General features: G+C 74.4%; 11 protein-coding genes, 1 tRNA gene and 1 riboswitch. Of the genes, 5 read left to right on the top strand and 7 right to left on the bottom strand.

Annotated elements, in window-relative coordinates:
• Positions 1–275 precede the first annotated feature (275 nt).
• The gene (locus ACIBCJ_RS35510) at positions 276–2393 is read right to left on the bottom strand and encodes an asparagine synthase-related protein (RefSeq protein WP_362509811.1); all 2118 of its coding nucleotides are present in this window, start codon (positions 2391–2393) and stop codon (positions 276–278) included.
• 915 nt (positions 2394–3308) lie between these two features.
• Here ACIBCJ_RS35510 and ACIBCJ_RS35505 point away from each other — a divergent pair.
• The 4 genes from ACIBCJ_RS35505 (at position 3309) to ACIBCJ_RS35490 (ending at position 8503) form a co-directional block, all read left to right on the top strand.
• A complete protein-coding gene (locus ACIBCJ_RS35505; protein WP_362106895.1) occupies positions 3309–4730 on the top strand; it encodes an MFS transporter in 1422 nt (473 codons plus the stop codon).
• A gap of 156 nt (positions 4731–4886) precedes the next feature.
• Positions 4887–6110, top strand: a complete 1224-nt coding sequence (gene lhgO, locus ACIBCJ_RS35500; protein WP_399284354.1) for an L-2-hydroxyglutarate oxidase — start codon at positions 4887–4889, stop codon at positions 6108–6110.
• A 79-nt stretch (positions 6111–6189) separates the two neighbouring features.
• Positions 6190–7098, top strand: coding sequence for a tRNA (guanosine(46)-N7)-methyltransferase TrmB (gene trmB / locus ACIBCJ_RS35495; RefSeq protein ID WP_399284351.1), 909 nt, complete (start codon positions 6190–6192; stop codon positions 7096–7098).
• Between the two features lie 10 nt (positions 7099–7108).
• Complete coding sequence (locus tag ACIBCJ_RS35490; RefSeq protein WP_365979632.1) at positions 7109–8503, top strand: PrsW family intramembrane metalloprotease; 1395 nt, start codon at positions 7109–7111, stop codon at positions 8501–8503.
• A gap of 21 nt (positions 8504–8524) precedes the next feature.
• Here the strand turns inward: ACIBCJ_RS35490 and ACIBCJ_RS35485 are convergent, their stop codons facing one another.
• The 5 genes from ACIBCJ_RS35485 to ACIBCJ_RS35465 form a co-directional block, all read right to left on the bottom strand.
• Complete coding sequence (locus ACIBCJ_RS35485; protein WP_365979631.1) at positions 8525–9469, bottom strand: aldo/keto reductase; 945 nt, start codon at positions 9467–9469, stop codon at positions 8525–8527.
• Between the two features lie 148 nt (positions 9470–9617).
• Entirely contained in the window at positions 9618–10661 is a 1044-nt protein-coding gene (locus ACIBCJ_RS35480) for a M23 family metallopeptidase (protein ID WP_362106904.1), read from the bottom strand.
• 11 nt (positions 10662–10672) lie between these two features.
• Positions 10673–10829, bottom strand: a riboswitch (cyclic di-AMP (ydaO/yuaA leader).
• Between the two features lie 224 nt (positions 10830–11053).
• Positions 11054–12280 carry a PP2C family protein-serine/threonine phosphatase gene (locus ACIBCJ_RS35475; protein ID WP_362107000.1) on the bottom strand — a complete coding sequence of 409 codons (1227 nt, stop codon included), beginning with the start codon at positions 12278–12280 and terminating at the stop codon, positions 11054–11056.
• Between the two features lie 169 nt (positions 12281–12449).
• Positions 12450–12523: transfer RNA gene (locus ACIBCJ_RS35470), tRNA-Met, on the bottom strand.
• Between the two features lie 67 nt (positions 12524–12590).
• Positions 12591–13721, bottom strand: coding sequence for a dihydrofolate reductase family protein (locus ACIBCJ_RS35465; protein WP_365979630.1), 1131 nt, complete (start codon positions 13719–13721; stop codon positions 12591–12593).
• Positions 13722–13918: 197 nt separating this feature from the next.
• Here ACIBCJ_RS35465 and ACIBCJ_RS35460 point away from each other — a divergent pair, with 197 nt between their 5' ends.
• Positions 13919–14878 (top strand): MerR family transcriptional regulator, encoded by a 960-nt coding sequence (locus ACIBCJ_RS35460; RefSeq protein WP_365979629.1) that lies wholly within the window; start codon positions 13919–13921, stop codon positions 14876–14878.
• Here the strand turns inward: ACIBCJ_RS35460 and ACIBCJ_RS35455 are convergent.
• Positions 14859–15245, bottom strand: coding sequence for a hypothetical protein (locus ACIBCJ_RS35455; RefSeq protein ID WP_365979628.1), 387 nt, complete (start codon positions 15243–15245; stop codon positions 14859–14861). The genes ACIBCJ_RS35460 and ACIBCJ_RS35455 overlap by 20 nt on opposite strands.
• Between the last annotated feature and the right edge of the window lie 4 nt (positions 15246–15249).

The raw sequence follows: 15249 nt of genomic DNA, 5'->3' as shown, positions 1-15249 counted from the left end.
GGCGGGGAGGGGACGGGGTGGGGGGTGTCCGCCCGCAGCGGTTGGCGCGTCAACGCGGCCCGCTTCTGTGGCCGACCGATTCCGCGCCGTTCCGAGGACGGACACCCCCCACCCCGGCCCCGCACTACCCACCGGACCCAAGGCGCTACAGGCACCCCCACCGAACCCGCACAGGCGCCGCAGGCATCACACCCACCACAACCGAACCCGCACAGGCGCCGCAGGCATCGCAGGAACCGAACCCCACCCAACCGCCGCAGGCACCCCGCCCGCTGTCAGGCCCGGCGTACGACCGCTCCCGCGCCGCCCAGCGCCCCCCGCTGCGGTGCGATGCCCGCGGGTACCGCGCGTTGGCGGGCCGGGGTGCCGGTCCAGCAGGTGCCGCGGCGGGCGAGGAGGCGGCCGAGCCACAGCTCCAGTGAGACGAGGTCGGCCAGCCCGTCCAGCGGCAACGGCTCCCCCGCCGCCGCCGCGCGCACCGCCTTGCGCACCACCCGCGCCTCCACGAGCCCCGCCTCCGCGAGCAGCGGCCGGTCGAAGAGCCCCAGCAGGGAGTCGGCGGAGGCCCGCAACCCCGTCCGCGCCGCGGAGGCCGCCAGCGCCTGGGTGGGCGCCCCCCACCCGCTCGGCAGTTCGCTCACCCCCGCCCCCTCCAGCACCGTCCGCAGGATCGCCGCCCGCGCCCCCGGCCGCACCCGCAGCGCCTCCGGCAGGGCCCGGCAGGCACGGACGACCTGGTTGTCGAGGAACGGCGTGTGCAACCGCTGGAAGCGGATCTCGGCGGCCTGCTCCAGCACCCGCACCTCCGCGGCCTGCCGGGTCAGCGCCGCCCGCGCCCGGAAGTCCCCCGGCCGCTGCCCCGGCCCCACCCCCGACCGCTGCGAGGACGTCTGAAGGCGAACCGATACTTCGGCCAGCGCCTCTCCGGTCAGCCACCGCGCCGCAGGCCCGGCCCCGGCCCAGGTCAGCGCGGCCAGGGAGGCGTCCATCGCCCCGTCGCCCGGCGGGTCGAAGCGTCTGCGCAGCAACCGCTCGGCGAGCACCTCGAGCCCGCTCCGGTACGGCGTGCGCGCCAGTCTTCGCGCCGCCGCGTACACGCGCGCGGGGACCAGCACGGACCCGTCGGCCTTGGCGAGCGCGGCCACCGGCCGGACGAGGTGGCGCCGTTTGCGGTCCATGAGCAGGTCGGCCAGGCGCGCCGGATGGGCGTCGAGGACCTGCCGCGCCCCGTACCCGGTGAAGTGGTCCGCGCTGCCCGCGGCCAGCCGCGCCCGGTGCCGTGCGGCGGCGACCAGGAAGGAGCCCGGTTCGTCGGTCAGCGGCCCGTCGAGCGCGGCGAACGGCAGCATGTTCTCGCCGCCGGTGACCACCACGTGGTGGAGCCGGGGGTTGGCCGCCAGCGCGCCCGCCCGCGCCAGCTCGGGTTCCTGCCCGCCGACGGCGAGGTCGTTGAAGGTGACGGCCAGCAGCCGCTCCCCCGCCCCGGTGCCGTGCCCCAGCACGGTCCCCGGCATCCCCGGCAGCCCGGCCGCCAGCAGCGCCAGCGTGCCCGAGGCCGGCCCGCCGGACAGGTCGGCCCCGATCCCCGGCACCGGCATCCCGCGCGCCGCCCGCCGTTCCGCGGGCCCCATGCCCGGCACGGGGCCGGGGTCGATGCCGTCCCCGGGGACGTGCCGGGGCGCGGCGAGCCGCGTGCGCACCGCCTCGACCAGGGCGTCCCGCACACCGTCCACCGCACGGTCGGGGTCGGCCGCGGGCGCCGCGACGGCGAGCGAGGCCACCGGTTCGTACCCGGCGATCTCGCGTGCCCCGGCGCGCAGGATCAGCGCGTGCCCCGGCGGAACACGCTTCACGCCGTCGTACGGGGTGGAGTCGTCCAGCGCGGCCGGCACGTCGGGCGTGGCGAGCAGCGCGGCGAGGTGGCCGAAGTCGAGGTTGGCCTCGACGAGGTCGGCCAGCGGCAGCGCGGCGGTCGCGTACGCGGTGCCGCCCGCCCACGGGGTGTGGAAGACCGGCCGCGCGCCCGCGAGGTCGCCGCAGACGGTGATCCGCCGCCCCACCTGGACGACGGCCGTGTAACTGCCGGGCCACGCCGTCAGGTGCCGCAGTGCGCCCCCGCGCGCGGCGAACAGGGCGACGCGCAGCTGCTCGTCGCTCGCGCCGCAGATACCGAGGACGGCGATGCGGGTCTGGGGGTCCGCGGTGACGACGCGCACCTCGTCGGGGCGCCAGTCTCCGACCGCCCACAGGGGGTCGGGGTCGCCCCACAACGGCTGGGCGCCCACGGGCTGCACGGTCTCGCCGTCGTAGCCGGTGGCCCCCGCGGAGCCCTCCGCCCCGGCGATCCCGGCTGCTCCCACGGCGGCGCTGCTCCACCCCACCAACCACCGCATCGACGCCTCCACAGGCTGGGGACAACCAGTGCACGGTACGAACTGGTTCCCCATGCTGCCATGAAGGGCGCGCCACAGAGCGTCGGCGGAGCCGCGTGTGCTCCCCGAGTGCGCCCTCGACTCCGCCGGCCGCGGACGAGCGCGAGAACGTCAACTCCTCCTCCACGGCCCGCCGGACACCGACCGACGCGGACGCCACCGAGCCACCACCGAACCACCCGGGAGCCACCCCGGAGGGACCGCGAACCCGCCAAGAACCCACCAGGAGCACGCCGCGAACCGGCCACGAACCGGCCACGCGCCCGCCCCGACGGCACCCCGGAGACCACCCGAAGACGACCTTGAGACGACGCGAAGACCACCCGAAGACGACACGAAGACGACGCGAATGCGCCCCCTCAACGCGCCCTTTGGCGCCCCAACGCGCCCTCAACACCCGTGGTGAGGGCAGTGGCACCCAGAAATCACCGGCGGCGATTTTCAGCCAATTCAACGTCACGCGATCGCACTCGAACACGCTCCGTACACATTCGTACACCACCCGGCGCGAGGCCGGCGCGAGGCCGGCGGCGTACGGTCCGGGGGACGGCACTCGCCCCCCGGACCGGTCCGCCGCCCGCGGGGATGTAGGCGGCGGTGTCCCCCAGCCCGCTGGATCCAGTACAGCGGGCCGACCCACGCACCGACCATGGAAACGCTCCCGCCGTGGCCGGAGAAGAGCGCACGCACGGGCGCACGGCCACACATCGGGAGCACGCGACAACAGACCGTACATACACCGCACTTGAGTACGGACCACAATCCCGCCATCCGGAAGAATGCCTCTTAACGCATGGGATGCGGCGAACTACGCTGGGTTTACGAATGCCGCGTGGTTATGCCAGCGCGGCAGCCGTCTGTGTCGAGGGGTGGCGCATGTCCAGGGAGCAACGCGGGCCGAACGAGAAGCTCGGCGCCGTTCTCGCCCTCGCGGGAATCAGCAACGCAGGACTGGCCCGGCGCGTCAACGACCTGGGCGCGCAGCGCGGGTTGACGCTGCGCTACGACAAGACGTCGGTGGCACGCTGGGTGTCGAAGGGCATGGTGCCGCAGGGTGCCGCGCCGCACCTCATCGCCGCCGCCATCGGGCAGAAGCTCGGCCGCCCGGTGCCGCTGCACGAGATCGGCCTGGCGGACGCCGACCCCGCGCCCGAGGTGGGCCTCGCCTTCCCGAGGGACGTCGGCCAGGCGGTCAGGTCCGCCACCGAGCTGTACCGCCTCGACCTCGCCGGCCGCCGGACCGGCGGCGGCATCTGGCAGTCGCTCGCCGGGTCGTTCGCGGTCAGCGCCTACGCGACACCCGCCTCGCGGTGGCTGATAACCCCGGCCGACAGCTCGGTGGCGCGCGAGGCCGGCCCGGCCGAGGACTCCGGCGCACCGCTCAAAGTCGGCCACAGTGATGTGCAGAAGCTGCGCGAGGCCGCCGAGGACGCCCGCCGCTGGGACTCCAAGTACGGCGGCGGCGACTGGCGTTCCTCGATGGTCCCGGAGTGCTTACGCGTCGAGGCGGCGCCGCTGCTGCTCGGCTCCTACTCCGACGAGGTCGGCCGCGCCCTGTTCGGCGCCTCGGCCGAGCTGACCCGCCTGGCCGGCTGGATGGCCTTCGACACCGGCCAGCAGGAGGCCGCCCAGCGGTACTACATCCAGGCCCTGCGCCTGGCGCGCGCGGCGGCCGACGTGCCGCTCGGCGGCTACGTCCTCGCCTCGATGTCCCTGCAGGCCACCTACCGCGGCTTCGGCGACGAGGGCGTGGACCTCGCCCAGGCCGCCCTGGAGCGCAACCGGGGCCTGGCCACGGCACGCACCATGAGCTTCTTCCGCCTGGTGGAGGCCCGCGCCCACGCGCGCGCGGGCGACGCGGTGGCGGCCGGGGCCGCCCTGAAGGCCGCCGAGAGCTGGCTGGAGCGCGCCCGGCCCGGCGACAGCGACCCGTCGTGGCTGGGTTTCTACTCCTACGACCGGTTCGCCGCCGACGCGGCCGAGTGCTACCGCGACCTGAAGGCACCACGCCAGGTCCGCCGCTTCACCGAGCAGGCCCTGTCGAAACCGACGGAGGAGTTCGTACGCTCGCACGGCCTCAGGCTCGTCGTCTCGGCGGTGGCCGAGCTGGAGTCGGGCAATCTGGACGCGGCCTGCGAGCAGGGCGTGCGGGCGGTCGAGGTGGCCGGCCGCATCTCCTCGGCCCGCACCACCGAGTACGTGAAGGACCTCCTGCACCGCCTGGAGCCGTACGGCGACGAGCCGCGCGTGGTGGAGCTGCGCGAGCGTGCCCGCCCCCTGCTGGTGACCCCGGCCTGACCGCACAGCCCGCACAGCCCGCACCGCCCGCCCCGCCGCTCTTCCCGTTCTTCCCGCTCCTCCCGGGTTTGAGGGCGTTGTCAGTGGCGCAGTGCAGTATCGAAGCCGGGAGGTGGGCCGGAGATGGACCGGGATAGTGGACCGGAGAGTGGACCAGTGCTGACCAGGACCGTTCGGAGCGGCGCGTACGACTGCGACGTGCTGGTGATCGGCGGTGGCATCGTCGGCCTGTCGACGGCGTACGCGATCACCCGTGCCGCGCCGGGCACCCGGGTCACGGTCCTGGAGAAGGAGCCGGGCCCCGCCCGCCACCAGACGGGCCGCAACAGCGGCGTCATCCACAGCGGTGTCTACTACCGCCCGGGCTCGCTGAAGGCGCGATTCGCGGTCCGGGGCGCCGCCGAGATGGTCAAGTTCTGCGCCGAGTACGGCATCGACCACGCCGTCACCGGCAAGCTGATCGTCGCCACCGACCGCGCCGAGCTGCCCCGCCTGCACGCCCTCGTGCAGCGCGGCCGGGAGAACGGCATACCGGTGCGCGAGCTGGGCGGCCCGCAGATCGAGGAGTACGAGCCCGAGGTGCGGGGCCTGGCCGCCATCCACGTCGGCACCACCGGCATCTGCGACTACGGCGCCGTGGCCCGGCAGCTCGCCCACGCCTCCGGGGCGGACATCCGCTACGACGCCGAGGTGCACCGCGTCGACCGGCGCCCCGGCCTCGGGGTCGCCGTGCGCACCCGGGCCGGTGACGTGCTCCGCGCCCGGGTCATGGTCAACTGCGGCGGGCTGCACTGTGACGAGATCGCCCGGCTGACCGGCGACGACCCGGGCGTGCGGATCGTGCCCTTCCGGGGCGAGTACTACGAGCTGGCGCGGCCCGAGCTGGTGCGCGGGCTGGTGTACCCGGTGCCGGACCCGGCGTTCCCGTTCCTCGGGGTGCACCTGACCCGCGGCATCGACGGCGGCGTGCACGTCGGTCCCAACGCGGTACCGGCGCTGGCCCGCGAGGGCTACGACTGGGGCGTGGTGCGCCCGAGGGAGCTGGGCGCGACCCTGGCCTGGCCGGGTTCGTGGCGGATAGCCCGGCGGCACTGGAGGTACGGGGCGGGCGAGCTGCGCCGGTCGCTGTCCACCCGCGCCTTCACCGCGGCGGTCCGCCGGCTGCTCCCCGCGGTGACCGAGGACGACCTGGTCGCGGCGCCGGCGGGCGTGCGCGCGCAGGCCGTGCTGGCGGACGGCACGCTGGTGGACGACTTCCTGATCAAGGAGGGCGCCCACGCGGTGCACGTGCTGAACGCGCCGTCGCCCGCGGCGACCGCGTCCCTGCCCATCGGCCGGGAGGTGGGGCGCAGGGCGCTGGCGATGCTGGGTGCCGAGTAGCGATCCGCGCCTCCGGGGGGGACGCCGCCGAGCGCGGCCGGACCGGGCAACCGCCGGCGCGGACTAAAATCGAGGCATTGTGTCTGACTCCCACCACACCCCCGAAGCCGCACCCCGGCCCCCCGCCGGGTCCTCCGCCCCCTCCGCCTCCCCGGCGTCCTCCACGCCCCCCGCGTCCTCCTCGGTGACGTCCGGAGCGTCCCTGCGGCACGTCCGCGCCAAGGGCGAGCCCCGTTTCCCCGACGGGCCGAAGGCCGACCCCGCCGGGTCGCACTTCGAGCGGCGGATCCGCAGCTTCCAGCCGCGGCGGAGCCGGGTGACCGCCGGGCAGGCGGACGCGCTGCAGCGGCTGTGGTCCCAGTGGGGGCTGGACATCGACGGACAGCGGGTCATCGACCTCGCCGAGCTGTTCGGCAACGCCCGCCCGGTCGTCCTGGAGGTCGGCTTCGGCATGGGCGAGGCCACGGCGGAGATGGCCGCCGCCGACCCGGACACCAACGTCCTCGCCGTCGACGTCCACACACCGGGCCAGGGCAACCTGCTCGGTCTCGCGGACCGGAACGGGCTGTCCAACATCCGGGTGGGCAATGGCGACGCGATCATCCTCCTGCGCGAGATGCTCACCCCCGGCTCCCTCGCCGGGCTGCGCGTCTACTTCCCCGACCCCTGGCCGAAGAAGCGCCACCACAAGCGCCGGCTGATCCAGCCCGAGTTCCTGACGCTGGCCGCGACCCGGCTCGCACCGGGGGCCGTCGTGCACTGCGCCACCGACTGGGAGCCGTACGCCGAGCAGATGCTCGACGTGCTCACCGCGCACCCCGACTTCGAGAACACCGTGCCCGGTGGCGGTTTCGCGCCACGTCCCGGTCACCGGCCGCTGACCCGTTTCGAGGGCCAGGGACTGGAGAAGGGACATGTGGTGAACGACCTGCTCTTCCGCCGCGTGCAGCACCGCGACCGGCACCGGGAGCAGCCCCCCACCGGTTAGGGTCCATGCCGTGGCCACCTGTCCCGCGTATCCGACGAGTCCGCCGCGTCCGCACTGGTGGCAGCGCGCCTGGGTGCGTTACGGGGCACTGAGCACCCTGCTGGCGATCTCCGGTCTGGTGATCCTCGCCCTGGTGCGCGAGCAGACCGGCACCCAGGGGTTCCTGGTGGGACTCGGCCTCGCCGTGCTGCCCGTGCCACTGCTCATAGCCGCGTTCCGCTGGCTGGACCGGGTCGATCCCGGCCCCTGGCGGAACCTGCTGTTCTGTTTCGCCTGGGGGGCCTGCGCGGCGGCGCTGATAGCGATCGTCGCCAACAGTTTCGCGACGCGCTGGATAGCGACCGCGACCGCCGACCCGGTCGGCGCGGACACCCTGGGCGCCACCGTCATAGCCCCGGTCGTCGAGGAGTCCGCCAAGGCCGCCGCCGTCCTGCTGGTCTTCCTCTTCCGCAGACGGGACTTCACCGGCATCGTCGACGGCGTGGTCGTCGCCGGGGTCACCGCCACCGGCTTCGCCTTCACCGAGAACATCCTCTACCTGGGCACCGCTTTCGGCACCGACCAGCTGACCGGCGACCGCGGCATCGCCTCGGTCACCGCGGCGACCTTCTTCGTGCGCGTCGTCCTGTCGCCGTTCGCGCACCCGCTGTTCACCGTGCTCACCGGCATCGGCTTCGGCATCGCGGCGCTCTCGGCGGGCCGGCACCGCCTGCGCCGGGCTCTGCTGCCCGTGGCCGGGCTGCTGCTCGCGATGGGTGTGCACGCCCTGTGGAACGGCTCGGCCGCGTTCGGCGAGTTCGGTTTCTTCGCCGTGTACGCGGCGTTCATGGTGCCGTCCTTCGGCCTGCTGACCTGGCTGGTGATCTGGACCCGGCAGCGCGAGCTGGGCACCGTGCGCGCCGAACTCCCCGCGTACGTCGCCGCCGGGTGGCTGGCCCCCGCCGAGCCGTACGCGCTCGGCTCGATGCGGGCCCGCCGCATCGCCCGGCGGTACGCCCGCCGGCACGCCGGGAGGGAAGGGGCGCGGGCGGTGGCGCGGTACGAGGTGTACGCGACCTCGGTGGCTTTCCTGCGGCAGCGCGGGCGCCGGGGCCGTGCGGGCGCCGACTTCACCGTCCGGGAGCGGCACCTGCTGGACGCCCTGTGGCACCTGCGGGACGTGGCCCGTCCGGCGCTGGAGTACGCGGCCCGGGCCACGGCACCGCCGGCGCCCGTGCCGCGGCCGGTGCCCCCGTGGGCGTACCCGTACGGCGGAGCGGCCGGCGCGTACGGACCCGCGCCGGCGCCCGCCCCGCCAGGACCGTACGGCTCCCCCGCGCCGCACCCCCCGTACGCGCCCTACGCGCCGTACGCGCCCTACGCCTCATACGCCCCGTACGCGCCGCCGGATCCCAACCGGCCCTAGAGCCGCGACGCGCACCGCTGCTCAGGCGGAGGCCCGGGTGAGCTTCCCGATCTCGTCGTCCGTCAGCTTCAGCCCGGCCACGCCCAGCAGTGCCGGCAGCTGCTCCACCGTGCGGGCTGACGCGATCGGCGCCGCCACCGTCGGCCGGGCGGCCAGCCAGGCCAGGGCGACCGTGGCCACGGGGGCGTCGTGGGCCTCGGCGACCTCGTCCAGGGCGGCCAGCACCCGGCGCCCGCGCTCGCTCTCCAGGTGCTTCGCCGCACCGCCGGCCCGCGGGCTGTCCACGGCCGTGCCGGGCCGGTACTTGCCGGTGAGGAACCCGGACGCGAGGGCGTAGTACGGCACGGCGGCGAGACCGGCCCGCTCGGCGAGGTCGCTCAGCTCGCCCTCGTAGGTGTCGCGGGAGACGAGGTTGTAGTGCGGCTGGAGGGCGACGTACCGGGCGAGGCCCTCGCGGTCGGAAAACTCCAGGGACTCCGCGAGCCGCTCGGCGGAGATGTTGGAGGCGGCGATGTGCCGCACCTTGCCCGCCTTCACCAGGCCGTCGAGGGCGCCGATGATCTCTTCGACCGGCACCTCGGGCTTGTCGAAGTGGGTGTAGTAGAGGTCGATGCGGTCGGTGCCCAGACGGCGCAGCGAGGCGTCGGCCGCCGCCTTGATGTTCGCGGCGGACAGGCCCGGGTACTCGGGGTGCTGGCTGACCTTGGTGGCGAGGACGACGTCGTCACGGTTGCCGCGGGCCGCGAGCCACTTGCCGAGGACGGTCTCGGACTCGCCGCCGCTGTTGCCGTCGACCCCGGCGGAGTAGGAGTCGGCGGTGTCGACGAAGTTGCCGCCGGCCGCCGTGTAGGCGTCCAGGACGGCGAAGGACCGGTCCTGGTCGGCGGTCCAGCCGAAGACGTTGCCGCCGAGGGCCAGCGGGAAGACCTCGAGGTCGGAGGAGCCGAGCTTGCGCAGAGAAGTCATGTAGGGAGTCAACGACCGTACCGGAGCAGGTCATTCCGCGAGGCCCGCAAAAACCCCGCAAAACCACCGCGAACCGGCAGCCCTGACGTCGGGGGGATTCCGTCAGGACCGCCGGGGGCCGGTGGTGCGGGTGGGTCAGCGGAGCGGGTCAGGGAGTGAGGCCCTTGCCCAGCAGCCAGGCCATCGGGTCGATGCCCGAGCCGTCGGCCGTGTGCACCTCGAGGTGCAGGTGGGCGCCGGTGACGTTGCCGGTGGCGCCGACGCGGCCGATGACGTCGCCGGTGGCGACCTTCTGGCCGACGCTGACGTTGATGGACGACTGGTGCGCGTACCAGAGTTCGGTGCCGTCGTCGAGGGTGAGCACGGTCTTGTAGCCGTACGAGCCGTCCCAGCCGGCCGACGTGATCGTGCCGCTGTGGACCGCCTTGAGCAGGGTGCCCGTGGGGGCGGCGAAGTCGAGGCCGGTGTGGTGGCCCGAGGCCCACAGGGAGCCGGCCTGGTTGAAGGTCGAGGAGATCGTGTACGAGGAGGTCGGCAGCGTGTACTGCTTGGCCAGCTTCGCGAGCCGCTCGGCCTCGGCCTTCTTCGCGGCCTCCTCCTCCGCCTTCTTCTTGGCGGCGGCGGCCTTGGCCTCGGCCTTCTTCTCCGCCTCGGCGGCGGCCTCCTGGGCCTTCTTCTCGGCCGCTGCCTGCGCCTCGGCGGCGGCCTTGGACTCGACCTGGGCCTGCTGCTGCTCGGCCTGCGCCATGATCCGGGCCCGCAGCGACTCACCGGCGCCGGCGGCGGAGGTGCCCTCGCCGGTGTCCGCGGCGGCGGTGACGCCGATGCCGCTGAGCGGGGTGGCGGAACCCTCGGGCTCCGGCTCCTCGTCGCCGCCGGGCATGAGCGAGCCGACGTTCGGCAGGTCGGGCATGGAGATGGACACCGGCGGCTTGCCGGTCTGCGCGCTGGCCATGCCGCCCGCGCCGACGGCGGCTATGACACCGACGCCGAGGACGGTGGAGCTGCGGGCGAGTCCGCCGCGCTGCTTGGCGACGCGGTGCCGGCCGCGCACGGGGCGGATGGACTCCTCGGTGGGATTCCACTCCTCCCAGGGGCCCTCTTCGGCGCGGTGGGCGTCGTAGCCGAACGTGTCGGTGCCGTGCCCGCTGGGCACGAACGGGGCCTCGGGGGCAGGCCGGTTGGACGCCACGTGGGCGTACTCCTTTCCTTCCTTTCGCCTACCGGGTTAGCTGACGGGTTCGGAGCAGGAAGGTCTCCTACGGGTGTGCGCCGACCGTGATTCCACGGCGGCATACGCCCGATTCACCCCAATGTGGTGGTTCCCCGGTTCCCTTGCGGGATTCGGCGCGTGCGCACGGAGCCGCCTTCTGTGACGGCTGGGACGACCGCGCTGCGTTATCGAACGTTAATAGACCCGAGCCTCCGATTCCAAGCCGTTCCTCTTGATCGTTAACGAGAACGGCCGGGACTTACCCCTCAGGGCCGGTGAAATCTGGGCGAGTTGACCCGGCGTCGGTATTCCCCTTCACGCCACTTTCTTCTGACGGTGCGTCAACCGTTATGCGCAGGGAGGTCGCCCCGTCACGGCTCGTGACAATGATCATGATCGCCCCGCCGGGGCCGCCGTACGGCGAGCAGCGCCATGTCGTCCGCCATGCCGCCCCCGGAGTGCCGGCGCACGTCCTCGGCCAGGGTGTCCAGCAGTGTCATCGGATGTCTGAAGACGCGGCCGGACAACCGCGCCTGCGGATCGTAGAACTCGCCCTTCGCGTCCCGGGCTTCGGTCAGCCCGTCGGTGTAGAGCAGCAGGGTGGCGCCACCGGGGAAGGCGACCTCGTCCGCCCGGTCGGGCCACACGCCCAGCTCGCCCATGCCGAGCGGCAGCGCCGACTCACGGGCGGGCAGCGCCCCCAGCGTCCCGTCCGCGTAGAGCAGCAGGGGCGGCGGGTGACCGCGGTTGACGATGCGGACGGTCCCGGCGCCGTGCGGGAGTTCGGCGAGCACGGCGGTGGTGAAGCCCTCGAAGGCGTCCAGTCCCTCCCGCCGGGTGCCCTCGCGCGCCAGCGCCCGCTCCAGCCGCTGCGCCACCGCCTCCAGCGTGGCCTCCTGCTCGGCGGCCTCCCGGAAGGCACCGATCACCACGGCGACGGCGGCGACCGCGCCCATGCCCTTGCCGCGTACGTCGCCGACGATGAGCCGGACGCCGCGGGCGCTGTCCTGCACCGCGTACAGGTCGCCGCCGATGAAGGCGTCGGCCTGCGCGGCCTGGTAGCAGACCGCGATCTCGAAACCCGCGATCCGCTCGGCGGGTTCGGGCAGCACGGCGCGCTGGGCGGCCTCGGCGATCTCGCGCACGGAGACGAGGCGCTCGTCGCTGCGGCGGACCAGACCGTTCACGAGGACGGCGAGCACGGCGACCGTCGCGATGGTGATCAGCTCGGTGAGGGAGTCGACGTAGTGGGCGACGCCCTTGCCGAGCTGCAGCCCGATGACCGCGGCGACCACGGCGACACCGGTGAGGGCCGTGCCGCGCCGTGAGTAGAGCGGGGCGGCGATCAGGGGTGCGGCCGTGTAGAGGGGGCCGGCGGTGAAGTACCTCGGGGTGAAGACGTCGTACAGGATGGCGACGGCGATCAGCAGCACGGGGAGCGCGTGCACGAAGGCCCGTCCGTATCCGGTCCGGCGACGCGGGGGCGGCCCGGCGGGCGGCCCCTCGTCCCCGAGGCCGGGGTCCGGCACGGGATCGCCGGGGAGCCTGCCACCGGCCCTGGCGGCCGCTCCCTCGTCCTCCACGTCACCTGGCCGCACCACTTCGTCTCCCGCCACCCCGCACGTTCGCGCCGCTCGCCGTCCAGGGCTCCAGGTTTCCGGGAGCGGGGGCGGGGGGCGAGCGGTGAGGGGCCGACCGGATGACACGGTGCGCGGCGAAACGCACCGAGGGCCGGAACCCTTTCGGATTCCGGCCCTCGGCCTTCAGTAGCGGGGACAGGATTTGAACCTGCGACCTCTGGGTTATGAGCCCAGCGAGCTACCGAGCTGCTCCACCCCGCGTCGTTGTGTTCACCACTGTACGTCATCCCGGGGGCGGAATGCACATCGGTATGTCTCCTGAGGTGTCCTACCCCTCCAGATGGCGGTTGGGAGCCTTGGCACGTGCCTCGTACTCGGCCAGGACGACGACGTCGGCGCCCCCCGCGGCGAGCACCCCGCTCCCGTCCGCCCCCGGCACGAAGGTGTCCGGCTCCCGCCATGCCGTGACGACGCGCCGCACCCCGGCGTCGAGGATCAGCCGGGCGCAGGGCGCGGGCCGGGAGGCACGGCGGGCACAGGGCTCCAGGCTGCTGTACACGGTCGCACCCGCGAGTCGCGCGTCCGAGGGGTCGGTCTTCGCGAGCGCGGCCTCCTCGGCGTGCACGACGGGATCGCCGCCCTCCCGCGAGTACCCCCGCGCCAGCTCGCTCCCGTCGGCGGCGACCACGACCGCCCCCACGCTGAACGCGGTCTCCGAGGGCGGGCACAGCTCGGCCAGCTCACAGGCGAGCGCCAGCCAGTGCCGGTCGGCGGCGGTGACACGGTCACCGGTCCCCGGGGCGGTCGGCAGGTACCGCGTCAGCACCACGTCCTCGATCCGCCGGGTCTCCACCAGCCGCAGCCGCCCGCCCTGGTAGGCGCCGGGCCCGAACAGCCGGGGCGCGGCCGGGTCGCCCACCAACAGCGGCGCGAGGACGAGCTGCAGCTCGTCGGCGAGTTCCCGCTGGAGCAACTGGGTGTGGACGCTCCCGCCGCCCTCCACCATGAGCCGCCGCACGCCCCGCCGGTCGTGCAGGTACTCCAGCGCCGCCCGCCAGTCGAACACCGGCCCGAGCGGCACCACATCGGCACCGATCCCGAGCCCCTGGGCCCGCCGGGCGCCGTCGTCCGTGGTCAGCAGCAGCTTCTCGCCGCCCGTGTGCCAGAACCGCGCCGCCGGATCCAGCTCCCCGCTGCCGCTGACGGTGACCTTGAGCGGGTACTCCGCCTCCCCCGCCGCCACCCGCGCCGCCCGCCGCTCGGCCGCGTTCACCAGCAGCCGCGGGTTGTCGGCCCGGATCGTCCCGGCCCCGACCAGGATCGCGTCGACCGACGCCCGCACCTCGTCGACCCGGTCGAAGTCGGCGGGGCCGGACAGCAGGAGCCGGTCGGGGCCGGTGTCGTCCAGGTAGCCGTCGAGGGAGACGGCGGCGGAGAGGAGGACGTGGGGCAGGGGCATGCGGTGCACTCCGGGAGGCGGGCGGGCGGCGGGGTCCGGCGAGGTCCGAGGGGGCCGGCGAGGCACACACTAGGCGGCGACACCGTCGCCACGGCGCACCGCGTCCCTCGGGCAGGCGCCGCCCCTTCGTCTCCGCGCCCCGCGGGCGTCCGGCACGGCTTGACTCTCCAGTGACTGGAGACCGGAGAGTGGGCGTCATGAACGGCGCGACGCCCCTGTACTCGATCGGTGAACTGTCGGCCCGCACCGGTGTGCCGGTCCGGACCATCCGGTTCTACTCGGACACCGGACTGCTGCCCCCCACGGACCGCACCCCGGCCGGATACCGCCGTTACGACGACGCGGCCCTCGGCCGGCTGCACCTCGTCGGCGTCCTGCGGGAGCTGGACGTCGATCTCGGCACGGTCCGCCGGGTCCTGGACGGAGACCTCTCCGTCGCCGATGTCGCCGCCGCGCACGCCGACGCCACCGCCCTCCAGATCCGCGCCCTGCGCCTGCGCCACAGCATGCTGCGGCTCGTCGCCCGGCGCGGAGCCGGCCCCGAGGAGACCGTTCTCATGCACCGCATCGCACGCCTCACCAGCGACGAACGACGGCGCGCGGTCGCCGACTTCGTCACCGGCCTCGGCACCGACACGCCGTACGCCCGCGACGCCGCCGCCGCCCTGCGAACGGCCCTGCCCGAACTCCCCGACGACCCGTCCGAAGCCCAGCTCGCCGCGTGGGTGGAGCTGGCCGAACTCATCGCCGACGACGGTTTCCGCGGGCGCATGGCGCAGGCGGCGCTCCCGCCGGCCGACGAGGCGGTGCTGCCGGACGTGGCCCCGGAGGCGGTGGCGGAGCTCATCCCCTTCGTCAGGCAGGCCGTCGCCGCCGCACGGGAGGCGGGCATCGACCCGGAGGCCGCCGACGCCGTCCCGGTCGTCGACGCCGTCGCGGAGCGCTTCGCCGCCGTACTCGGCCGTCCCGACGGCACGGAGCTGCGGGAGTGGATGGCGCGGCGGTTCGAGGCGGGACACGATCCGCTCGTCGAGCGGTACTGGCGCCTGGTCTGGGCCGTCAACGACTGGCAGGTGATCCCCGGTCACCTGCCCTTCCAGCCCTGGATGGTCCGGGCACTCCGCGGACCCGGCCGGGTCAGCCCCGGTCGCCGTTGACCCAGGCGAGCAGCCGGGCGCGCTCCGTATAGAGGCAGAAGGCATGGTCCGCGCCGGACGTGACGTCCGTTCCGTCCCCGTACCGCACCTCGTACCTGTGGTCGCCGGGACCGTACTTGCCGTCGCGGCGGCCGTCCATGTCGTCGGCCCAGTCGAGGAGACCGAGGTCCAGGAAGCCGAGGCTCCCCAGGTACCGGCCCGGGTCGGCCGGCTCCACCGGTGCGGGACGGCCGCCCGCCCCGGCGGTGATCCCGTCCTCGGCACAGCCGTCGGAGCGCACGGGCTGGCCCAGCCACCACCCGGCCAGGAACACCGCGTACAGAACGGTGACGACGCCGAGGTGGCGCGGGGTCGTCCAGGCGGTCATCCGG

This window comes from Streptomyces sp. NPDC051136 (assembly GCF_044455745.1).
Lineage (GTDB): Bacteria > Actinomycetota > Actinomycetes > Streptomycetales > Streptomycetaceae > Streptomyces.
Note: the sequence above shows the minus strand (reverse complement) of the source record. Positions and strands in the feature narration are given on the sequence as shown.